The following is a 21,541-nucleotide window of genomic DNA, read 5'->3' as shown; positions in this document are numbered from 1 at the left end:
TTCCAGTCCATCAGCCATGCCCTTTTAATCAGCCTTGAGCGGCTTCAGCAATTAAAAGGCCTGATTATTAGCCAGCAATGCCGGTAATTTTCAGCTCAGTGAACCACTGACGGTGGCCCATCTGCTTGCGGTGATGCTTACGACGCTTGAACTTTATGATCTTGATCTTTGGACCACGACCATGAGCTACAACTTCAGCAGTCACCTTGGCACCTTCAACAACAGGAGCGCCGATCTTGACTTCTTCACCATTAGCTACCAGCAGAACGTCGTTAATATCCAGGCTTTCACCTGCAGCTACGTCCAGTTTTTCAACCTTCAGGGTTGTGCCTTCAGCAACACGGTACTGTTTGCCGCCAGTTTTGATAACTGCGTACATATTTATCTCCGAAAATCCTTAATAGCCTCTTTGTCAAAGGCATCCGGCGAGATCCAGGCTTTGGTTCAAGAAAACAAGACCAGGGTACTCAGACCGGAATTTTCAATGCCATCTACGTCTATCTGATCATCACTTCAAGGTGGGCTGCGCCGCATAAACTTCTGATCAACTCTGAAAACAGAGCTCAAAAGCATGACAAAATGGACCGCCGCCCGGATTCTCAGTCAGATTGTAAGACAGGGGCGCAAATTCTAAGGAATTGCAATCCGACTGGCAACCCCGATTTATCCTTTATGACCCCTGGGGGTGATACCCATGAAATAAGCACCAAAGTCATACAGCTATTGACAGCCGGGTGGTCTCTACCTACGATGCTCGATTTCCCTATCTCTGCAGCAGCCTTATGCCTGAACGCAACAAGCACTCCTTTCAAACCGTTGTCAGCGAAGATTTTGCTCTGGTTAACCAGTACATCGCCGAACAACTGCACTCGGATGTTGTCATGGTCAGCAAAATTGGCCAGTACATAATCCAGTCCGGAGGCAAACGGCTCAGACCCCTTCTGGTTCTGCTGACCGCAGGCGCCACAGGCTTCCGGGGACAGGACCATATCCCACTGGCGGCTATCATCGAGTTTCTCCATACCGCAACGCTGCTGCACGATGATGTCGTGGACCAGTCGGACCTCCGCCGGGGTCGCGATACGGTCAACGCGCTCTGGGGTAATGCTCCCAGTGTTCTGGTGGGCGACTTTCTCTATTCCCGAGCCTTTCAGATGATGGTCAGTCTGGACAACATGAAGCTGCTCAAGATTCTCTCTGATGCCACTAATATCATTGCTGAGGGTGAAGTCATGCAGTTGATGAATATCAACGATGCCAGCGTGACAGAAGAACAGTATATGGATGTTATCCGATGTAAGACCGCCATGCTCTTTGAAGCCTCTACTCATACTGCGGCGATCCTGTCTAATGTGGACAGCAGGGTTGAACAATCCCTGAGAGATTATGGCAATCATCTGGGCATGGCATTCCAGCTGGTAGACGACCTGCTGGACTATGAGGGCAACAGCGAAGACATGGGAAAAAACCTTGGCGATGACCTGGCAGAAGGCAAACCCACTTTGCCCTTGATATTCACTCTCTCCCAGGGCACCCCGGAGCAGAAAGCACTGGTCAGGGAAGCTATTGAACAAGGTGGTCTGGATAAGATTGATCAAATTGTTGAGGCGGTTCGCACCTGTGGAGCGCTGAATTACACATCCCGCATAGCCAGAGAACAGTCTGAGAAGGCCATTGCCTGCCTGCAGGCCTTGCCTGACAGCGAGTATCGTGACGCTATGGAAGACCTGGCACGTTTTGCTGTGGCCAGAACATTCTGAACACTACCGAACAGCTTCTCTCTTCAGGTGGATGCTATCCACCTGCAAGGCACTGAACCTTTATTTCACTCTAAACCATCGGGTGTGAGCAGCTGACAAGCAGATTCACCTTCTGTTGGTTAGCCACCCAAACTCTTATGGGATCAAGCTGCACCTCAGAACCCATCAGCTTGATAAGCCCTTCATTTTATTCATCTATCAGATTTTGATCTACGACTTCTATCATCCGAATCGGAAGGGGGCAAAACACATAATGAGAAAATAACAGAAAAATGTAGGGAACATTTTCATGAAATCACAGTCTAAACCTTCATTATGGTCAGAAATACTGGAAAACAACTGAGAAACCACTTAGCAAGAATTGATTAATCGGCTTATCTCAGCGTCTGTGTCTAACTGACCACTCATGCTCAAATTGGAGATTGCTATGATACATGATTTTTCCTTAACAAAGACTGATACGAGATGGCAATCATCCCAGAATCATGGAGAACAAACCGCTTCTTCAGTATTGCCCCTTGTGAACATCGATTCATCGGTTGTGAACATCGATTCATTGCCCTTAACACCTGAACCACAAAGTACCGGGCTGCAAAGACGCTCCAGAATTGAAGCAATTAATCAATCATGCCTTCGATGCCTGCTACCCAAATTACCCGAATCTTTTCGGTTGGATTTTGACCTTAGTGAAATTGAACGCCAGATTGATAGCTATCGGAATAGCTTTCAAGCTTATGCCGATAAGGATAAGCCTTTGGAAGCTTATGAGCGCAACAAATTGGCATTGAGAACACTGGAGTCTAATATAGATGAGAATCTCAGGTGGCCCGTACGCAGACACGATAACAGAAGATACGTCAGGCTACAGAATAGACTTGATGAACAAATACAGAATGTAGATACACTCTTGAAAGCTAATTTGAAGCGTGCCACCCAATCATTTTCCAGTATCAGCCCCCTACTGAACCTCGTCTACTCAGAGCTACCTGAGTTCATTGAATTCCCCGATACGATCTGTCCGCTAAAGGACTCATTAAAGAGGTTATTTGACGAGGACCAGGCTCAGCACCCTCACTCTGGTAATGCCGAGACGCTCCAGTTGATATACAAGGTTTCTTGTTTGGTCGATCAAAAGATAGAGGAAGAGCAAAAAAGCCTGGATCATTTTCGCATTAAACTGCAGATGAGGAGGCAAGAAAGAACACAAAGAGACTTAGAGCTTCTTAAAAATCTGAATGCAACCCTGCATGACATGGCCGTTGCTAATATGTGCCGTCACCTTGATTCACTCAACACTATGGAGTCGTTAATAGAATTCGTTGAAAATCATGGCGGAAATATAAGAACCCTGTCAGATTCAAACCATAACTCTCTTATTCAGCGTATGATAAAAACAATAGAGCATTTACCTGAAAAGGTATCCGCTGAACCACTGTTTTTACTTGATAAGAAGATGGAAGCTATTCGTGAAGACAGTAAAAAAATAATTCTCAAAAAGGCATCTTCTTTACTAACCAACGAGATCGACTCATTAGATGCCGGGATAAAGGCTTTTATCAGAGCAAGTCTTACTGGACTGGGTGGATTTAGAAAAGATGAGGTTGCCGAGGCATTATTCTATAAGATGTGTACATTTATTAAAGACTTTGATGATGCACTTCTTACATTTGATAAAGTCACTGCCTTAAATCCACATACCTCAAAAAAACATTCTGATATCTTGTATAAAAAAGTGGTATCCCAGGCAGTCAGTTTCGAGCACTTTTACCGGCTCACCAATCATACAGCTTTTGATAAAGACAAGAGCACCCTTTTCCTGAAAGCTTTTGTTGCTCTCTCTGAATGATTGAAACAAATGTACACTTAATTTACAGCTATTATGGAAACACCTTTTCATAGTAGTAACCTGTCATGTCTGCTTCTATTATTGCCCGCCGAGAGAAAACTATTGTCCAGCAGATTGTGGTGCCTATTGATTCTGGGAACATGCTGAATCTTGAAGATGGTTTGCAGAGAGCACTGAATGAAGCAGGGCAACTCGGAACTCAAGAGTTACTGAAGCTATTTGAGCCCCCTAATAAAGAACCTATCGTCGTTAACCAGCAGAAGTGGAGCAGCTATAAGGGAAAAGTGCTGAAGCACTACGAAACCTTATACGGGCGCGTACCCATGGAACGTTCTGTTTATCAGGGGGTCAGGGGTGGAAGTACTTTGGCACCGATTGATCTTCGCACTGGGATTGTTGGCTCTGCTACACCCAAATTTGCCAAAACTCTTGCCTGGAAATACAGTCAGATGCCTGCTCCTGCTGTAAAAGAAGATTTTGAAACCAATCATCAAAGAGTACTGTCAAACTCGTACATCAAGCATTTATCCTACAGATTAGGTGCGTTAGTCGAAGACCAGAAAGACACTCGCTACGACTTGCCATCACTTACCGAGTCCGTGGAAACAATCGCTATCGGTCTGGATGGCACCTGCATGCTGCTGCGAGTATCGTGACGCTACGGAAGACCTGGCACGTTTTGCTGTGGCCAGAACATTCTGAACACTAGGAGCCTGCCGAACAGCTTCTCTCTTCAGGTGGATGCTATCCACCTGCAAGGCACTGAACCTTTATTTCAACCTAAACCATTAAGTGTGAGCAGCTGGCAAGCAGATTCACCTTCTGTTGGTCAGCCACCCAACCTCTTATTGGATCAAGCTGCACCTCAGAACCCATCGGTTTGATAATTACCTGACCTGAATCCACCGTCGCAGGATGTCAGGAGCAGTTTATGCCTTTTTTGAGTGAAGCAACGATGGCTGGATCAGAGGTTGGAAGGACAGTCTTCATCAGCAATGCAGCAAAGATTTCACGTAATGAGAAAATAACAGAAAAATGTATGGAACATTTTCATGAAATCACAGTCTAACCCGCCATTATGGTCAGAAATACTCGAAAACAACTGAGGAACCACTTAGCAAGAATTGATTAATCGGCTTTTCTCAGCGTCTGTTTCTAACTGACTACTCAGGCTCAAATTGGAGATTACTATGATACATGATTTTTCCTTAACAAAAACTGATACGAGATGGCAATCATCCCAGAATCATGGAGAACAAACTACTTCAGTATTGCCCCTTGTGAACATCGATTCATCGGCCTTAACAAGTGGACCACAAAGTACCGGACTACAAAGACGCTCCAGAATTGCAGCACTTGATCAATCATGTTTTCGATGCCTGCTACCCAATTTTGTTTGGTTGCGTTTAGGCCTCAGTGAAATTGAACGCCAGATTGATAGCTATCGGAGTAGCTTTCAAGCTTATGCAAATAAGGATAAGCCTTTGGAAGATTATGAGCGCAACAAATTGGCGTTGGAAACACTGAAATCTAATATAGATGAGAATCTTAAGTGGCCCGTACACAGATACGATAACAGAAGATACGTCAGACTACAGAATAGACTTGATGAACAAATACAGAATATATATACGCTCCTGGAAGATAATCTGAAGCGTGCCACCCAATCATTTTCCAGTATCAGCCCCCTACTGAATCTCGTCTACTCAGAGCTATCTGAGTTCATTGCATTTCCCGATACGCTCTGTCCGCTAAAGGACTCATTAAAGACGTTATTTGACGAGGACCAGGCTCAACACCCTGACTCCGGTAATGCCGAGACTCTCCAGTTGATATACAGGGTTTCTTGTTTGGTCGATGAAAAGATACAGAAAGAGCAAAAAAGTCTGGATCATCTTCGCATTAATCTGCAGACGTGGGGGCAAGAAAGAGTACAAAGAAACTTAGAGCTTCTTAAAAATTTGAATGCAACACTGCATAACATAGCCGTTGCTAATATGTGCCGTCACCTTGATTCACTCAACACTATGGAGTCGTTAATAGAATTCGTTGAAAATCATGAAGGAAATATAAGAACCCTGTCAGATTTAAAGCATAATTTTCTTATTCAGCATATGATAAAAACAATAGAGCATTTACCTGAAGAGGTATCCACTGAATCACTGTTTTTACTTGATAAGAAGATGAAAGCTATTCGTGAAGACAGTAAAAAAATAATTCTCAAAAAGGCATCTTCTTTACTAACCAACGAGGTCGACTCATTAGCTTCCGGGATAAGGGCTTTTATCAGAGTAAGTCTTGCTGGACTGGGCGAATTTACTAGAGATGAGGTTGCCGACAGATTATTCAATAAGATGTGTACATTTATTAAAAACTTTGATGATGCACTCCTTACATTTGATAAAGTCACTGCCTTAAATCCACATTCCTCAAAACAGTTTGATATCTTGTATAAAAAAGTGGTATCCCAGGCAGTCAGTTTCGAGCACTTTTACCGGCTCACCAAACATGCAGGTTTTGATAAAGACAAGAGCACCTTTTGCCTGAAAGCTTTAGCAATAAATCCAGACCATGTTGACCTCAGGAAACTTCATAAAAAAATCATTGAACAGAAAATTAATCAACAGTTTTATAAAACCGTAGACGCATCAAGAAAAGTTTTTATTAAAAACAGTCAGTCACAGATTGAAAAGATTATTGGCTCACACAAAACTAATTATCAAAATCAAATTAGCACTCTAATTAGAGAACCAAGTATTCTCACACGCTACAATGAAAAAATTAAAGAAGCTACCAAGAAATTTAAAAAAGCGGATCTTAGTTTTCGCCACATTAGAAGTCGTCTTGACACAGATAGATTAAAAATACCTTTAAAAGAGGCTATTACGCTTTCCTTGGAAGCTATGATACTAGCACCCACAGACAAAATGAGAAAAAGCGCTGAAGAACTAATCGACAAATTTTTTAATGAAACACATATGAACCCACGGACTTACCAAAAAAAAATACCGAGACCAAAAATAATAAATAAAGAGATTAAAAAGATCAAAGCTTATCCAACCACAGAAAACAAATGTCAGAATTTAAAAGAAACTGCCATCGCTAATCTCAAGCGCAAGCTTGACGCTCAGGTTTTAATTAAATCCCATGAGTTCGATAAACTTGTGAGCCAGAAAAAGCAAGAATTAGACAACTCATTGTCGTTGCACCATCAGAAGCTTGGCAGTTATTACCATAGCTTGGCTCAAATGAGTCCCACTGCCTGGTTTTTTCCAATAGATGGGTTTTTGATGCCCTATGTGTATGCTGCCCTATTAAGCCCTGAATATCCCGTCAATATGGGTAGCAGATATTCATCTGATACCGGTGATGTGCGCGGAGATCTTTCTCCGTCTACTGTCACAGGAAATTTATCAATTTCAGATTCAGTCATTGGAGATGTTCTTGATCAAGGCAGTCTCGATTTAAGCGGTATCGGTGACAGCATCGATTTAAGCGGTCTGGGTAACAGTCTCGACTTAGGCAGTCTCGATTTAGGCAACCTCGAGCTAGGCAACCTCGAGCTAGGTAACCTCGAGCTAGGCAACCTCGAACTAGGCAACCTCGAACTAGGCAACCTCGAGCTAGGCAACCTCGAGATAGGCAACATCGAGCTAGGCAACATCGAGATAGGCAACATCGATTTTAGCGGTCCAGATAACAGTTTCGATTTAGGTTTCTAGTAAAACAACAGACAGCCATGTTCGTAGACAGAGGGTTATTTGCAGACGTCAGAAAAGGACTAATCAACCTATAAGCCTCGTAAGACAGATCCAAAATACTTTCTGTCTATGTCAGACTTGAGGAAGCTTTGAAACCTGGCTTAGCAGTTGGAGGCTCTCATGCTGTTTAGCACCGGGAAAAACAAGGCGGGCAGAGTTCACACCCGCAAGATTTTCGGTGGTTATTTCACTTTAAACCGGGCTTTATGAGCAAGCTTATGAGCAAATTCACCCAGACGCTTTTTGTTCAACTTAGTCTTGAACCCGGGGATGTTGATGTTCATTTGCTGCAATTCAAGATTACCTGAACCAAACTGGAAAGCCTGACTGAGGTTACGATCCTCCCGGCTAACGGGTTTGCGGGGATCCGGGACATAGCCTCTGGCCTCCACTTCGGCAGCAAAGCGCTTGATAGAGGCGTCGGCTTCTCCGGTTCGATCCTTGCCACTTTTACAATTGATATGACCCACTGCGCCTATCTTGAATGCCAGCAACTGAATTCGCTCAACCATCTTATAGGCATCTTCGCCTTCTGTTTGATAGTCGCCTGAAACATGAAGATCCCTGATCTGTTCAACCAGCATACGAACAATCTGCTTGGATTGCTCCGGGGCCGAGCCTGCCAGATAGTCGCCAACCCAACCGCCAACAGGATCGAACTGGTCTAAAGAGCCCATCAGTTCAATAAGTCCCTCATTATTAACCCGCTTGGCCTCACCCCAGGGACGGACAACCGACTTCAGACCACCCAATGACAGTGAATTGACACCATAATTAGTGTTGGCCAGCTTCATATTGACTCTGAGTTGATATTTTTCGCCTTTGGCATCAGAAATAACCAATGGCTTACCATCGTTGAGTTCTTTCTGAACTTCCTTGAGGGCGGCGACCTGCTCTCTCTGCATCTTCAGTTCATCATCATGAATATGCAGATAGTGCCTCAGTTTGTCGGCACTGAGCATAGACGTGGAGAGCATTTTCAAAGGAACAGGCTGCCCCGATGTCAGATAGTCTGGATTATCATCCAGAAACTGTTTTACAGCTGCCGTCACCAACTCCCTGGCCCGGTTTTTGGCTGCGGCAAGTCGAGGCTCTTTTTCTTTTATCCCGTAGGCCGAGAGGGTTCCGGAACGCAACCCTTTGAACAGAACTTTCTTGTTCCCCATTTCTGCAGTGGACAGCTCAGATTGTGCCATATTGACGGCATGAACGCGTTCTCTGGTTTCAGTCGAAGGCCTGCCCATACCCTCATAAGAATGCTCAAAGATATCTTTTGCTCCTTCTCCCCACTTCATTTGCGAAGCAGGGGTCAGCTGACTCTCATAATGCCGGCTTCGCCCCTCAATCCTCACATCCAGATGGGTAGTGATTTTTTCCCATTGAACTGTTGAGAGCACCTCACTGCGTGATTCTTTCAGTTTCTTGCTGGCATTATCCAGACCCACCTCTCCCAGCCGCTTCAATATACAGGCGGTATAAGCCTTTGCATCAACCACGGGAAGAGCGTCAGCCCGGGAAGCTCTTCTGGTTAGCTTCGCTCTGGCTGGAGGAAGATCATTGTCTGTTCCTTCCTGAATACGGTCAAAATGGTCACTCCACGTCTGGTGCAATGCCTCCAGCTTTGCCAGCTTGCTGGTTTTCTTTCTGCTGAGTAGACCTTTCTTACCTGAGTTGTTGATGAGTGCACTTTCATGCTCAATTTCATTCTTGAGAACATTAATTGCGGAAATCAGTTCCTGACCTTTAAACTTTTTCCACTGCTGCGGCCCCAGTGGATTCTCCTGGTCACTGACCTCCAGCTGATCGATAAAATCCAACACACCATCGAGCTGCCCCACCAGATCATGGATTAGAGCCTGCTGCAATTGGGCAGGCAAATTTTGTGAATGCCGTTCCAGTGCATCCAGCGTCTTGATAAGTTGCTTGGCAAGCTCTCTGGCCTCTTCAGCCTGTTCGGCATAACTGGTGTTCTGCAGACGCTCCAATGGGGAACCGGAAAGAAGCCCAGAAACACGGTTGGTGTAATACTCGGCATTACCTATCAGCTCCATCTCGTATTGGCTGATATAGAGATCATCACCTTCTATCGGAGTTCCCGGGACTTTGTCCCTATCAAAGTGCTCTTCGGCCCAGAGCCTGAGCTGACCGGGAAAAAGAGTATGTCCCTCCTCTGTTTCCCCGGTGAGAAAGCGGGCCGTTTCGGGAATATTGGCTGAGAAGATGGATTCATGCTGAGCGACCACTTTTACCGCAAGCTCAAGAGCCTTTGATTGACTCAGATAATCGGTATGACCAGAGAGCTGAAACTGAACGACTTCCTTAAGATGCTCCTGCTCATGTGGAGGAAGAGATCGCCACTTAAAAGGTGTCGCAGTCTCAAAGGCTTTTGCCACCATATCGGAATCCAGCCAGAGCTCTATACTGCTGCAATTCAGCTTTCTGACATCCCTTAGCAGGTCTGTGGCCCGTGTTTCCAGCTTTTTAATGTTTCTTTGGTTCAGCGGCTTGCTTTTGAGATCATTGTGAAGCTGATTTTCCACAAAACTGCCGTACTTGAAAACAAATGCCGTAGTACCTTCACTGGCACTGAGTTTTTCACCTTCCCTCAGCTCTCTGACAGGAAGCGGCAGCAACTCGGCCTCCCGGCCTCGCCACTTGCCTCTGACAGAAATGTCACTGGATTCATCCTGCCCTCTGTCCAGCAGGGGTTGCAAGCATTGCAAAGTCCGTTGCGATGGATTCAAAACACTCACTTCCTTATCATCAATCTCCTCGCAACTTTATCGACCGGTTTCGCCAAAAGTCCTGTGTTATCAAGCACAACATCCGATTTCAATCTTTTATGATGATTCTGGCTTTGCGCAACAGAGCGGATATAATGTCGCCATTTTTTCAAGCTCTGGAATCAGGCAAAACATCAATGAGTGGATTATCCCCCGAAGTGGCAAAGCGTCGAACCTTTGCGATAATCAGTCACCCGGACGCCGGTAAAACCACCATCACAGAAAAGCTGCTGCTTCTGGGTGGTGCTATCCAGATGGCCGGCACTGTAAAAGGTCGTAAAAGCGGTCGTATGGCTACTTCTGACTGGATGAAAATGGAACAGGAAAGAGGTATCTCGATCACCACCTCGGTTATGCAGTTCCCTTACAAAGGTTGCACTGTCAACCTGCTGGACACTCCCGGACACGAAGACTTCTCGGAAGACACCTACCGAACCCTGACAGCAGTGGATAGCTGCCTGATGGTGATTGACGGCGCCAAGGGTGTCGAAGACCGGACCATTAAACTGATGGAGGTCTGTCGTCTGAGAGACACTCCAATCTTTACCTTTGTTAATAAGATGGACCGTGAAGTCCGGGACCAGATTGAAGTGCTGGACGAAGTGGAAAGCATCCTGAAAATTCAGTGTGCTCCCATTACCTGGCCGATCAGCATGGGCAAGAATTTCAAGGGGGTTTATAACCTCTACACCGATACTATTCACGTCTTCACCCCCGGCCAGGGACATACTATACCCGACGATATTCGTATCAAGGGTCTTGAGTCGGACGAAGCCAAAGAGCTGCTGGGTGATATTCATGAAGACTTTGTCGATGAGGTGGAACTGGTTCGCGGCGGCAGTCATGAGTTTGACCTGGAAGCCTATCATGCTGGCAAGATGACGCCTGTTTTCTTTGGTACTGCCCTAGCCAACTTTGGCGTCCGTGAAATGCTGGACGACTTTGCCGAGTGGGCTCCAGCGCCTCTGGCTCGTATAACGGATCAGAGGGCAGTGGAGCCGGACGAAGCCAAATTTTCTGGCTTTGTATTCAAGATCCAGGCCAATATGGACCCTAAACATCGTGACCGCATTGCCTTCCTGCGCATCTGTTCCGGAAAATACACCCGTAATATGAAAATGAAGCATGTGCGAATCGGCAAAGATGTAAAAATTGCCGACGCTGTCACTTTTCTTGCAGGTGATCGCTCCCATGTCGAGGAAGCTATCTCCGGTGACATTATCGGTCTGCACAACCACGGCACTATCCAGATTGGCGATACTTTCAGCCAGGGCGAAGAGATCCGCTTTACCGGGATTCCACACTTCGCCCCCGAACTTTTCAAGCGCGTTCGCCTGAGAGACCCTCTGAAGCTCAAGCAGCTCCAGAAAGGCTTGCAACAACTTTCAGAAGAAGGCGCAACCCAGTTGTTCATGCCTCTGAACAATAATGACCTGATCCTGGGTGCGGTCGGCGTACTCCAGTTTGATGTCGTTATGCGCCGCCTTAAGGATGAGTACAAGGTGGAGGCTATGTACGAGCCGGTCAATGTCAATACTGCCCGCTGGGTGGATTGTACGGACGAACGTAAATTGGAGGAATTCAAGCGCAAATGCGCTGACAATCTGGCGATTGATGGTGGTGGCTACCTGACTTACCTGGCTCCTACCCGTGTCAATCTCTCTCTGGCAGAGGAACGCTACCCGGATATTAGCTTCAGGACCACCCGCGAGCACTGAGCTCTCCTGAATCCTGCCACTTCGCTTTAAAGTGAAGTGACAGGATCAGGCCACGATGACTTCTGAATCAGTGATCCATGGTACTGTGATCCACTGAGCCGTGATCCATCTCGCCATGCTTCGTGGCACTGCCATGGGCCATATCTTTGGTTTCGTGACTAAGATCCTTTACCGGCACTTTTACATCCACAGCGTCCCCGTCAGAGAAATGCAGGGTGACATCAACCTCACTACCGGCTTTCAATGGCCTCTTCAAACCCATCAGCATGATATGATTGCCACCACTTTTGAGATATTCAGTTTTACCTGCCGGTATATCAATATCTTTCAACTCGAACATTTTCATCATATTCCCTTCATGCCTGTGACCGTGCAGCTCAACATGAACCGCGCTATCACTGTCGGCAGAGACCAGCTTGATATCTTCTTTACCTTTGTTGGTAATAGTCAGAAAAGCCGCAGAGTTTGTGGAAACAGCCGGTACCGCTCTTGCGAACTGATCCTTTATCTCAACATCTGCCGCCTGAAGGGCTATAGGTGACATGCCTGCGAAAATGGCCAACGTAGCCATTGCCAATAGCTTCATAATTCAAGTCTCCAGTTCAAAAACAACTGTTGTCACTTCGGAACCTGATTCAATCACCAGTCTGGCCAGCCAGGTCATATCTTTATCAACCGTGCAAAAAGTCAGGTTACCTACGCCACTGAATACCGAAGGCCCAAAAAAAGAGGACTGCTTGTAGAGTGGAAAAGGAGCTAACCCCATCGGCATATCCCGGCCAAAAAACTCCATGGTAACCCTGTCTGCTGACAGGCCTCTCAGGAGAACTTCAACATCCAGCGGCTCCAGCTTCGGCAGACCTGACGGCTTTATTCTCAGCTCAATCTCGCTGTCTGCTGTTGTCAGTCGACAGCCTTCAGCCACCAGACATCTCTTGTGGAAGCTCTGCCCGATCAGCCCTGTTTCAGATTCCGACTTGAAGTAGCGAGGTATAAAAACCAGTACTGCAATCAGCACCAGCGAAACACCCAACCCTATGTACTGCTTTATTTTCATCGGGGTAACATAACAGACTGAAGCCCGATGACCAACTTTATGAACATTATGTCCCCTATACCAGAATTGTTTGACAGCCATTGTCACCTGGACTTTCCCGAGTTCGACCAGGACCGGGATGAAACCCTTGAACAATGCTGGCTCGCAGGTGTCCGCTCAATCTGCATCCCGGCAACGGAAGCGCGTTACTGGCCCAGAGTTCTGAAACAAGTGAATGATTTGCCCGATTCTGTGCGACGCTTTGTCTCACTCGGACTACATCCTTATTTTCTGAAAAGCCACAGACCTCAACACCTTGATGAATTGAAAGTATTCCTGGAACGTCATTCCGAGACGGTTTGTGCTGTGGGTGAGATAGGCCTGGACTACTCGCTGACCAACTCGGACCGTCAGCAACAGCACTACTATTTTATCAGGCAGCTTGAGCTTGCCGATCAATTTAAGCTACCTGTCATTCTGCACTGCAGGAAAGCACACGATGAAATCCTTAAAGAAATCCGGCAAATTAAACCGGAGAAAGGTGGCATCGTACATGCTTTTTCTGGCAGTGAACAACAGGCCCGACAGTATATTGAACTGGGCTTCAAACTGGGGTTTGGCGGTACAATTACCTACCAGAGGGCCAGAAAAACACGCCAGCTGGCCACCTCGTTACCCCTGAGTAGTATTGTTCTGGAAACCGATGCCCCGGACATGCCGATGTCAGGCTATCAGGGTCAAAGGAACACTCCCACCCTATTACCTGTTGTCCTTGAGCATCTGGCACAATTACGTTCCAGCTCTACAAAAGAGATCGCACAGGCTACTACCGAGAATGCATTATCAATCCTGGCGAAATAATATAACTGGACAACGGCTCAGGCTCAGGTTCGGTTAAATTACCCTCAATCACCATGTCATCAATCTGGCGGATAGGACCGCCCGATGAGCTCAAGAGTGATGACAGGGAAGAAGATGAACTGGAACTGGAACTGGAAGAAGAATAGAAGCCTGAGTCATCGTCATGACCTCCATCATCATTAAAAGTAACACCATCAGTGGAGAGCGTCGTTGGAAGCACACCGGGCACATTATTCAGGATATTCTGTTCGGACGTTGCAAACATCCAGCGATTAACACCATCGTAGATCAGCACCGGCTCAACTTCAGGAACAGCATCCAATTCACTGATGGTGCCGTCCAGATTAAGGCTCCAGACCTGTATAACACCGCCCAACCGGATCATAAGATACAAAGGTTTATCAGGTGGATGATCCGACCCCAGCAGGGCTGCCCAGGTCATCAAAATAGTAGGAAGTCCGCCCAGATTCCCTTCTGAGAGAAAATCAGCTTCAGCTTCAATATCTGCAGCAATCCAGCTTAAAAGCCTTCTCTGGGCATCAGTCAGATTATTCTGCTCCCAGGTTTTCCATAACTGTCTCAACAGGACAATGACACGCTCCCGATTCAAATAATCGTTTGGCAGAATAGCGTTCAGTGAAACAAATAAACACTCATTGCCATGATGGACCTCGTGAAGAGTCAGCCTTAATGGTTCCAACAACATTCTAGCAAACGAAAGAAAGCTTTCATGTTCCATCGCCACAAGACTTCTACTGGACATGAAAGGTTGGAAGTGATGACGCATACGACTGCTTAATACTTCCGAATCTAATGAATTCTGTTGAAAAAGACGTGTCAGGGCATAGCCTGAGTTAAAATGATGAAGTCGCAACTGTCGAGCCAGATCTGGCAGCTCTGAATCAATAGTTTCTTCTGTCAGTTCAGGAACTTCGTTATTCGTATGCCAATAAAAATGAATGTCCGATAGGTCAGCATTTCTTCTTCTCCAGGTTTTAAACTGCTCAAACAAAACCTGCAAGATTGCAAATAATTCTTTTTTCGTTCGATTACCCAGAAGATAGTTCCGTTTCCACATATTCCAGGTAATTAAATTATCATCACTGTCGAGAAACAGGGCGTGATCAATGGAAGCCCGAGCCCCCGGATCATTCACATGAGTACCTTCGATAATAAGAATATCGCAGGTGATACGCCGGGCTTCTTCAGGACCCAGCTGACCTTCCAGATGGCGACAATAAGGGGCATACCGAAAAGAATCCCCCCGGGCTATCGCTGCCAGACAGCTATCTCTAAGCTCTGCCCGATACTCCTCACCATTGTTGTTCCCTGACGCGCCATCGCCCAGATGGCTGAACATTTCACGTCGGTCGGCACGGGAATGAAGAAAGGTATCAATCCCCAGTGTCTCCAGACTGCAGACCCTGCCTGACAGCTCCGAATGTGATCGTTGATAAAGTGCCGAAGAAGTTCGAAGCTCCTGAGTAAATTGATCAAGAAAAGTAGACTTACCGGCTCCGGAAGGCCCATCCAGACCAATAGTAAAAGGTCTGGAAGAATCATTTTCTCCTTCCAGATTACCCTGTTGCAGATTATAGAGATAATCAAGAAAAGCGTTTATCGCCAGAGCTTGAACAATCAAGCCGTTTGATCCTTCAGCAGTAGTCCAGGGGATAGAAACAATAAAAGCTATAAATAATGAACGACGTCCCGTTCGAGCAAACTCCTTTATTTTTTTAATGAGCAAAACAGTAACTCCAAGCCAATAAACACGACCTTATCTAAAGTAGACTAAAGCGATTCATTCTGCCGAAAGGAAGTTGCTTTTAGTTTATTAATAAATGCACTCTGAAATGAACAAGGCTCGGTTTACTATGAAAACACTTCTATTTTCCAGCCTACAAACCTTCTATAGGATCAAGAGTCAAAAACATGTTGGATTCAAATCTGTCTGCGGCCTTATTTATTACCTCTTTCATGCTTCTTCAGCGCCTTACGTGCTCTTTGACGTACCATTTTTTGCTTCAGAGCCGAGAGTTTGTCAATAAATAATACACCGTCCAGATGGTCGATTTCATGCTGAAAAGCTTCTGAAAGGATACCCTCACCTTCCATCTCGAAAAATTCACCATGACGATCCTGAGCCCTGACTTTGACCCAGCCTGCCCGCTTAACTGCTGCCCAGCAGCCCGGCAGTGAAAGACAGCCCATCTCCATTTTCTGTTCACCCGACTTTTCAATAATCTCAGGATTTACAATGACCAGAGGCTGACTTTTATCACGCGTGACATCAATTACCGCCACTCTCATCCCCAGACCAACTTGTGTAGCAGCCAGCCCGGCACCGTTAACGGCATACATAGTTTCGAACATATCATCCACGATTTTCTGAAAACCCGGACCAAAGTCAGTAACAGGGGTAGTGGGAGTTCTTAAAGCAGGATTGGATTCCGGAACCAGTTTTAAAATCGCCATGGAGTTTCTTCTGTGAATATTTTGTTGGTTGTTACACAACAACTATAGACAGAAAAAAAGGAGGAAAAAATGGTCGGGGTAGAGAGATTCGAACTCCCGACATCCTGCTCCCAAAGCAGGCGCGCTACCAGACTGCGCTATACCCCGATGCGTTTTGACCAGAAACCGTGAAATTTCTGCAAGAATTTGGTCGGGGTAGAGAGATTCGAACTCCCGACATCCTGCTCCCAAAGCAGGCGCGCTACCAGACTGCGCTATACCCCGTGTTCTGTCCAGAAGTCAGGTTACTTCTGCAAGAAACTGGTCGGGGTAGAGAGATTCGAACTCCCGACATCCTGCTCCCAAAGCAGGCGCGCTACCAGACTGCGCTATACCCCGTCTCTATCTCGTGACAGGCTTTTGAGGCCTCGCCACGGAACGGCGGCTAATCTACCAAAATGATTCGCCTTTGACAAAAGTATTTGCCACAAAACTTCAACCAGCTAAAAAACAGACAACCAAGAACTTGCACAGGAAGGACCTTTTTTTAATGTAAAATGTTTTTTCGCTCATGGTTATTTTTTTAGTCAGACTGGGAAAATTTCCTTCCGAAGCATAGATGCCCTGTAAAGATATTATCAACTCCAATTCCTCAGTGCTGAGTTGAGCAGTAACAATGCCATTCACTACCCCCTCGAAGGATCCTGTCCAACTGCATCATCGTGGTCATCTTTCACGCAGTTTTCGACAGTCTTTCAGAGTGTCGGAAATCATGAAAGCAAGTTCCAGCGCCTGATCAGCATTCAGTCTTGGATCACAGTGAGTATGATAGCGATTACCCAGAGAGTCTTCGGTTACGGCACGGGAACCACCAATGCACTCGGTTACCTTCTGACCGGTCATTTCAAAGTGAACACCACCCGCATAGGTTCCTTCTGCCTGGTGAACCGCAAAGAACTGTTTCACCTCACGCAGAATTCGGCTGACCTCACGCGTCTTATAACCGTTGGAGGCCTTGAATGTGTTGCCGTGCATCGGATCACAGCTCCACAACACCTGACGCCCTTCCCTCTCGACAGCACGAATCAGTTCTGGCAGGTGTTTTTCAACATTGTCTGCGCCCATGCGCACAATCACATTCAGGCGACCAGCTTCGTTGTCCGGGCTGATCAGATCAATCAGGCGAATCAGATCTTCAGGAGGCATGGTTGGACCCGCCTTCAGACCAATCGGGTTGCTAATACCCCGAACGAATTCAACGTGTCCCCCCTCAACCTGACGAGTTCTGTCGCCTACCCAGAGCATGTGTGCCGAGCAGTCGTACCAGTGACCGGAAAGACTGTCCTGACGGGTCATGGCCTGCTCATAAGGCAGCAAAAGAGCTTCATGGGAGGTGTAGAAGTCCGTTTCACTGATCACCCTGGAATGCTCGGAAGAAATACCGCAGGCCCTCATGAAATCAAGTGCTTCATCAATTCGATCAGCCAGATGACTGTACTGCTCAGACTGTGGACTGCTGGCGACAAAATCCAGATTCCAGGCGTGAACCTGCTCCAGAGACGCAAGCCCGCCCTGGGCAAAAGCCCTGAGCAGGTTCAGAGTCGATGACGCCTGATGATAGGCCTTAAGCATTCTCTCGGGGTCAGGAATTCTGGATTCTACTGTGGCGTCCATAGCATTAATGATGTCGCCGCGATAAATCGGCAGCTCAACACCTTCTATGACTTCGGTACCAGACGAACGGGGCTTGGCAAATTGGCCAGCCATCCTGCCTACCTTGATGACAGGACAACTGGCGCCAAATGTCAGCGCGACGGCCATCTGCATCAGGACCTTGAAGGTATCCCGAATATTATCTGCTGAGAACTCCAGAAAGCTCTCGGCACAGTCACCACCCTGCAATAGAAACGCTTTGCCCTCGGTAGCAGCTGTCAACTTCTGTCGCAACGCTCTTACCTCACCGGCAAAGACCAGCGGCGGCATGCGGTGTAACTGTTGCTCCACCTGTTTAAGATGATCTTGATCGGGGTATTCCGGCAGCTGGATGACAGGCATTTCTCTCCAGCTATCAACTTGCCATTGTTTCATTTGCTCCTCTCGGGGCGTCGTATTTCTTCATGAACATAACAGGCCATTTTACATGAAATCACTGGACAAAGCCCAATCTCTATCGAACTTGTATCAAAAAGAATAGCCTGTTTTTTACTTTCAGCCTTTCAACAAAAAGCCTTTACACACAATTGAAAAATTTGGTATACAGTGCACTGAAATTTAGCCTGGTGCATTAGCGACCATGAATTCCACACGATCCATGACCAAAACCATTATGAAACGCGGCATTATTATGTGTCGCGGGGTCTGTCGTGGATAGCTTAAAAGCAGAAAACACAGCCCCCGCACCAAGAGAAGGTCCGGGGGCTTTTTTTTTGCCACTGCGAAATAAAGCGTCACGAAAAAAAGGAGAAGACAGTGAGCGAACTCAAACTCAGACTGGTCACGACAGGTAGCCTCGACAGCCTTGAGAAAGTATTGAACTCCAGTGCAGAAGAGGGCCTCAAGATCAGCAACTTTTCTGCTGAACTGGTTCCGGAGCGAGGCCACTACGAAGTCAAAATGTCTGTCTCAGGCTTTACCAGCCAGAACCAGGTCGTCAGTAAGCTGGCTATGGAAAAAGACATTCGCGAGCTGACGCCGCTGCGCCGGTGATCCTGTAGCCTGTCAATCTGAAGCTGTCTTGAAGCTTGTTTGCGGTTGATGTTTCCTGCCGTCATTGCCTGCTGCAGGAAACGCAGGCTCATAGTCAGAGCTGACCCATTACATAATTGAGACTGCCGACAATAGCCGCCACCTGGGCATCATTGCACTCTTCGTCAGTTACTTTTGGGCTGTCCGGATAAACTTCAGTCGTGGTGCCAAACCTGCAGTCTGTTATACCACCACAAAGACCCAGCTTTTTCATAGGATAGTGGATCACACCTTCCTGAATCACCGGGGAGCCAATAATTTTTCCCTGATCGTCTGCGGGTGCAATGTGCGTCACCTGTCTGACGGAATCAATCACCGCCTTCTGGAATTCGGGAACAGGGTTTTCGGTATCAGCCACTGTGTAGAAACCATCCGGTATTCCCTCTTCCACATAGCCTTTGCCATCCCTTGCTGCCAGAGCAGGACGAAATTCAGTTTCATCCGTATCCGTAGTTTCATGCAGATCAATATGAACCAATACTTCCTGCTCCAAACCTGCCAACAGTTTCATCAAGTTGGTGGACTCTTCTGCCGGGCTGTCTTTGTAGAAGGAACGATTAGGATCAATGGCATTGGGATTCCAGCGATTGATGGTTTCATAACCCCAGGGGCTGATGCAGGGCGCCACCAGGATATTGAAGTGGCTTACAAAGTTTTTAGCCTCAACTTCCAGAAATTTTAACGCACCGTGAACACCACTGGTTTCATAGCCGTGGACTCCACCGGTCACCAGAACAACGGGCTTGTCAGTGTTCCAGTTTCGACTCCTGATGGCATACAAAGGAAAACGCTCAACATCGTAGGAGAGGGCACCATACTGCTCAACATCATAATGCTCTTTCAAAGCCATTATTTTGGGCACGACTTCCCTTTGGTATTCACGCTTGATGGTGGTTTGTTCATACCAGACTTTACGTTCTTCCTTGCCCCATACTTGACCAGGCGTGCCAATCGGGAATCTATAACTGCTGCCCATCTCTCTGCCCTTAACGCATTCACTGAAAAGAGCAGAGTATACAGAGTTCAGTCAATAGCCGCTTGTGATGATAACATCCAGTCCAAAAGACACAGGGTTCAACGCAAACCGGTTGCTACCGGCCTGCTGTCATCAGTAATCCACTCACTCCATGAACCCGGAAAGAGTTTGGCAGCTGGCATACCAGCGTATTCCATAGCCAGAAGGTTATGACAGGCAGTAACACCCGAGCCACAGTAAAACACGGGCTCCAGTCCATCGACCATCAGAACTCCCAACTGTTTTCGTAACTGTTCTATGGAAAGAAAAGAACCTGAATTATCCATATTGGAAGTGAATGGATAACAGATCGCCCCGGGAATATGACCTGCTTTACTGTCAAGAGGCTCTGATTCTCCGGCAAAACGCTCAGGAGCACGGGCATCTATTAAACGAAAAACCGGACTTTGCAACTGCTCCATAACCTCACTGGCAGAGACTGTCATGCCGTGATTAACATCAGCCATAAAGTCAGAGGGGGTGATAGCAGGCGTTTCAGTCGTTACAGGATAACAGCCAGCAGACCATCTTTTGAAACCACCATGCAAAACCTGAACAGGTTCCACGCCAACCCAGCGCAATTGCCACCATGCTCGGGCAGCCATAGCATGATTACCGTCATCATAAACAACCACATGGGTGGTTTTGCTGATACCCAGGGTTCTCAAATGTTCAGCAAACACCTCAGGCTCCGGCAGGGGATGCCTGCCGGTTTTCCCGGGAACCAATGGAGCAGACAGATCTTTCTCGAGATCGATGTATCGAGAACCGGGGAGATGTCCTTGACGGTAAAGAGTCTGTCCCAGTTTGGGGTCGGCAAGACTGAAGCGAGCATCAAGCACGACAACCCCGGGGGCGGTTAGCAGGGCTGCCAGGGTTTCGGGTTCTATGAAGGGTGACATTCTATAAATCCATCCCAACTTTCAGGGAGATGCTCAAACATCTCGGTAAGAAGACTTCACTGAGGTTCTGGATTATTGCTGATCAATTCAGAGGCAGGGGCTGGGTAAAAACCCTGAGGGGAGACTCAGGGTTACTACCCGACTGTCCATGATGGGTTCACATCCGTGTGAATTTGCTGTCCATGCACCTTCAACATATCAAGCTGCTGAAGGGCAGAATGCAGGAAGAAAGCACCAGACTTTGTAAGACATTTCCCACAATCTTGTAATCAATCAATAAGCCTCGGTAAATAATCGTTATATCTCAGTGATCCAGCTCATCCAGTTCGCTCTGGTCTACCACTTCGTCATTGATCAGAACCTTTTCAGACAAAATGTCACCGATATCCCCAGCCTCATCATCAATAATAATCCGTGTTACATCACCATTATTGGACAACGGGAAATCATCGTCGTCTTCAGCTGCCCTGGTTTCTGCCTCAGGCTCAGAGGGAATCTCAACAAGCACATTGTTACTATCTACCTGCCCAGGTTCATCAGCGGGTTGCATCAGATAAAGCCCTGCGGCAACGGCCAGAATCCCAAAGCCAAATACCAGGGCAATCAGATGTTCCTTTCTCATAGCTACTCCGTCACAGGGTCTGTTTATGATCTCAAAAT

At 46.8% G+C, this 21,541-nt stretch carries 17 protein-coding genes and 3 tRNA genes; 7 read left to right on the top strand and 13 right to left on the bottom strand.

What is annotated here, in order from left to right; translation table 11 throughout:
- Positions 1-67: 67 nt before the first annotated feature.
- The gene (gene rplU / locus ACOJUO_RS15495) at positions 68-379 is read right to left on the bottom strand and encodes a 50S ribosomal protein L21 (protein ID WP_422132925.1); all 312 of its coding nucleotides are present in this window, start codon (positions 377-379) and stop codon (positions 68-70) included.
- A gap of 403 nt (positions 380-782) precedes the next feature.
- Between rplU and ispB the strand changes: the two genes are divergently transcribed.
- From ispB to ACOJUO_RS15475, 4 genes are all read left to right on the top strand, one after another.
- Positions 783-1,760, top strand: coding sequence for an octaprenyl diphosphate synthase (gene ispB, locus ACOJUO_RS15490; RefSeq protein ID WP_422132924.1), 978 nt, complete (start codon positions 783-785; stop codon positions 1,758-1,760).
- Positions 1,761-2,430: 670 nt separating this feature from the next.
- Complete coding sequence (locus ACOJUO_RS15485) at positions 2,431-3,606, top strand: hypothetical protein (RefSeq protein ID WP_422137442.1); 1,176 nt, start codon at positions 2,431-2,433, stop codon at positions 3,604-3,606.
- Between the two features lie 65 nt (positions 3,607-3,671).
- A complete protein-coding gene (locus ACOJUO_RS15480) occupies positions 3,672-4,262 on the top strand; it encodes a hypothetical protein (RefSeq protein ID WP_422132922.1) in 591 nt (196 codons plus the stop codon).
- Between the two features lie 534 nt (positions 4,263-4,796).
- Positions 4,797-7,328 carry a hypothetical protein gene (locus ACOJUO_RS15475; RefSeq protein ID WP_422137441.1) on the top strand — a complete coding sequence of 844 codons (2,532 nt, stop codon included), beginning with the start codon at positions 4,797-4,799 and terminating at the stop codon, positions 7,326-7,328.
- 221 nt (positions 7,329-7,549) lie between these two features.
- Here ACOJUO_RS15475 and ACOJUO_RS15470 read toward each other — a convergent pair whose 3' ends face one another.
- A complete protein-coding gene (locus ACOJUO_RS15470; RefSeq protein ID WP_422137440.1) occupies positions 7,550-10,111 on the bottom strand; it encodes an inositol phosphate phosphatase SopB in 2,562 nt (853 codons plus the stop codon).
- 176 nt (positions 10,112-10,287) lie between these two features.
- Between ACOJUO_RS15470 and ACOJUO_RS15465 the strand changes: the two genes are divergently transcribed.
- Entirely contained in the window at positions 10,288-11,868 is a 1,581-nt protein-coding gene (locus ACOJUO_RS15465) for a peptide chain release factor 3 (protein ID WP_422137439.1), read from the top strand.
- A gap of 67 nt (positions 11,869-11,935) precedes the next feature.
- Here the strand turns inward: ACOJUO_RS15465 and ACOJUO_RS15460 are convergent, their stop codons facing one another.
- Positions 11,936-12,454 (bottom strand): copper chaperone PCu(A)C, encoded by a 519-nt coding sequence (locus tag ACOJUO_RS15460; RefSeq protein WP_422137438.1) that lies wholly within the window; start codon positions 12,452-12,454, stop codon positions 11,936-11,938.
- Positions 12,455-12,457: 3 nt separating this feature from the next.
- Positions 12,458-12,925, bottom strand: a complete 468-nt coding sequence (locus tag ACOJUO_RS15455; protein WP_422137437.1) for a hypothetical protein — start codon at positions 12,923-12,925, stop codon at positions 12,458-12,460.
- Positions 12,926-12,973: 48 nt separating this feature from the next.
- Between ACOJUO_RS15455 and ACOJUO_RS15450 the strand changes: the two genes are divergently transcribed.
- Entirely contained in the window at positions 12,974-13,765 is a 792-nt protein-coding gene (locus tag ACOJUO_RS15450; protein WP_422132915.1) for a TatD family hydrolase, read from the top strand.
- Here the strand turns inward: ACOJUO_RS15450 and ACOJUO_RS15445 are convergent.
- From ACOJUO_RS15445 to ACOJUO_RS15420, 6 genes are all read right to left on the bottom strand, one after another.
- Positions 13,731-15,512: a hypothetical protein gene (locus ACOJUO_RS15445; protein ID WP_422137436.1), complete on the bottom strand. Its 1,782-nt coding sequence runs from the start codon at positions 15,510-15,512 to the stop codon at positions 13,731-13,733. The genes ACOJUO_RS15450 and ACOJUO_RS15445 overlap by 35 nt on opposite strands.
- Positions 15,513-15,724: 212 nt before the next feature.
- Positions 15,725-16,240, bottom strand: a complete 516-nt coding sequence (gene def / locus ACOJUO_RS15440) for a peptide deformylase (protein ID WP_422137435.1) — start codon at positions 16,238-16,240, stop codon at positions 15,725-15,727.
- A gap of 70 nt (positions 16,241-16,310) precedes the next feature.
- Positions 16,311-16,387: transfer RNA gene (locus ACOJUO_RS15435), tRNA-Pro, on the bottom strand.
- 40 nt (positions 16,388-16,427) lie between these two features.
- Positions 16,428-16,504, bottom strand: a tRNA-Pro gene (locus ACOJUO_RS15430).
- A gap of 37 nt (positions 16,505-16,541) precedes the next feature.
- Positions 16,542-16,618 (bottom strand) — tRNA-Pro (locus ACOJUO_RS15425).
- A 327-nt stretch (positions 16,619-16,945) separates the two neighbouring features.
- Positions 16,946-18,307 (bottom strand): class II 3-deoxy-7-phosphoheptulonate synthase, encoded by a 1,362-nt coding sequence (locus ACOJUO_RS15420; protein WP_422137434.1) that lies wholly within the window; start codon positions 18,305-18,307, stop codon positions 16,946-16,948.
- A gap of 381 nt (positions 18,308-18,688) precedes the next feature.
- On the opposite strand from ACOJUO_RS15420, the gene ACOJUO_RS15415 reads away from it, so the two are divergent.
- Positions 18,689-18,925 (top strand): hypothetical protein, encoded by a 237-nt coding sequence (locus ACOJUO_RS15415; RefSeq protein WP_422132911.1) that lies wholly within the window; start codon positions 18,689-18,691, stop codon positions 18,923-18,925.
- Between the two features lie 94 nt (positions 18,926-19,019).
- On the opposite strand, the gene ACOJUO_RS15410 is transcribed toward ACOJUO_RS15415, so the two are convergent.
- The 3 genes from ACOJUO_RS15410 to ACOJUO_RS15400 all read right to left on the bottom strand — a co-directional run bounded on the left by ACOJUO_RS15410 (position 19,020) and on the right by ACOJUO_RS15400 (position 21,503).
- Positions 19,020-19,940: a M14 family metallopeptidase gene (locus ACOJUO_RS15410; protein ID WP_422132910.1), complete on the bottom strand. Its 921-nt coding sequence runs from the start codon at positions 19,938-19,940 to the stop codon at positions 19,020-19,022.
- A gap of 98 nt (positions 19,941-20,038) precedes the next feature.
- A complete protein-coding gene (locus ACOJUO_RS15405) occupies positions 20,039-20,881 on the bottom strand; it encodes a sulfurtransferase (protein WP_422132909.1) in 843 nt (280 codons plus the stop codon).
- A gap of 304 nt (positions 20,882-21,185) precedes the next feature.
- Complete coding sequence (locus ACOJUO_RS15400; RefSeq protein WP_422137433.1) at positions 21,186-21,503, bottom strand: hypothetical protein; 318 nt, start codon at positions 21,501-21,503, stop codon at positions 21,186-21,188.
- Between the last annotated feature and the right edge of the window lie 38 nt (positions 21,504-21,541).

It is taken from the genome of Endozoicomonas sp. ALC020 (assembly GCF_049275935.1).
In the GTDB taxonomy this organism is placed as follows: domain Bacteria; phylum Pseudomonadota; class Gammaproteobacteria; order Pseudomonadales; family Endozoicomonadaceae; genus Endozoicomonas_A.
The sequence above is the reverse complement of the archived record's forward strand: the minus strand, read 5'-3'. Positions and strand labels throughout refer to the sequence as shown.

Excerpts from the sequence above, each read along its gene's own strand:
- rplU (WP_422132925.1), bottom strand. The coding sequence starts at position 379 with ATGTACGCAGTTATCAAAACTGGCGGCAAACAGTACCGTGTTGCTGAA.
- ispB (WP_422132924.1), top strand. The coding sequence starts at position 783 with ATGCCTGAACGCAACAAGCACTCCTTTCAAACCGTTGTCAGCGAAGAT.
- ACOJUO_RS15480 (WP_422132922.1), top strand. The coding sequence starts at position 3,672 with ATGTCTGCTTCTATTATTGCCCGCCGAGAGAAAACTATTGTCCAGCAG.
- ACOJUO_RS15475 (WP_422137441.1), top strand. The coding sequence starts at position 4,797 with ATGATACATGATTTTTCCTTAACAAAAACTGATACGAGATGGCAATCA.
- ACOJUO_RS15465 (WP_422137439.1), top strand. The coding sequence starts at position 10,288 with ATGAGTGGATTATCCCCCGAAGTGGCAAAGCGTCGAACCTTTGCGATA.
- ACOJUO_RS15460 (WP_422137438.1), bottom strand. The coding sequence starts at position 12,454 with ATGAAGCTATTGGCAATGGCTACGTTGGCCATTTTCGCAGGCATGTCA.
- ACOJUO_RS15455 (WP_422137437.1), bottom strand. The coding sequence starts at position 12,925 with ATGAAAATAAAGCAGTACATAGGGTTGGGTGTTTCGCTGGTGCTGATT.
- ACOJUO_RS15450 (WP_422132915.1), top strand. The coding sequence starts at position 12,974 with ATGTCCCCTATACCAGAATTGTTTGACAGCCATTGTCACCTGGACTTT.
- def (WP_422137435.1), bottom strand. The coding sequence starts at position 16,240 with ATGGCGATTTTAAAACTGGTTCCGGAATCCAATCCTGCTTTAAGAACT.
- ACOJUO_RS15420 (WP_422137434.1), bottom strand. The coding sequence starts at position 18,307 with ATGAAACAATGGCAAGTTGATAGCTGGAGAGAAATGCCTGTCATCCAG.
- ACOJUO_RS15410 (WP_422132910.1), bottom strand. The coding sequence starts at position 19,940 with ATGGGCAGCAGTTATAGATTCCCGATTGGCACGCCTGGTCAAGTATGG.
- ACOJUO_RS15405 (WP_422132909.1), bottom strand. The coding sequence starts at position 20,881 with ATGTCACCCTTCATAGAACCCGAAACCCTGGCAGCCCTGCTAACCGCC.
- ACOJUO_RS15400 (WP_422137433.1), bottom strand. The coding sequence starts at position 21,503 with ATGAGAAAGGAACATCTGATTGCCCTGGTATTTGGCTTTGGGATTCTG.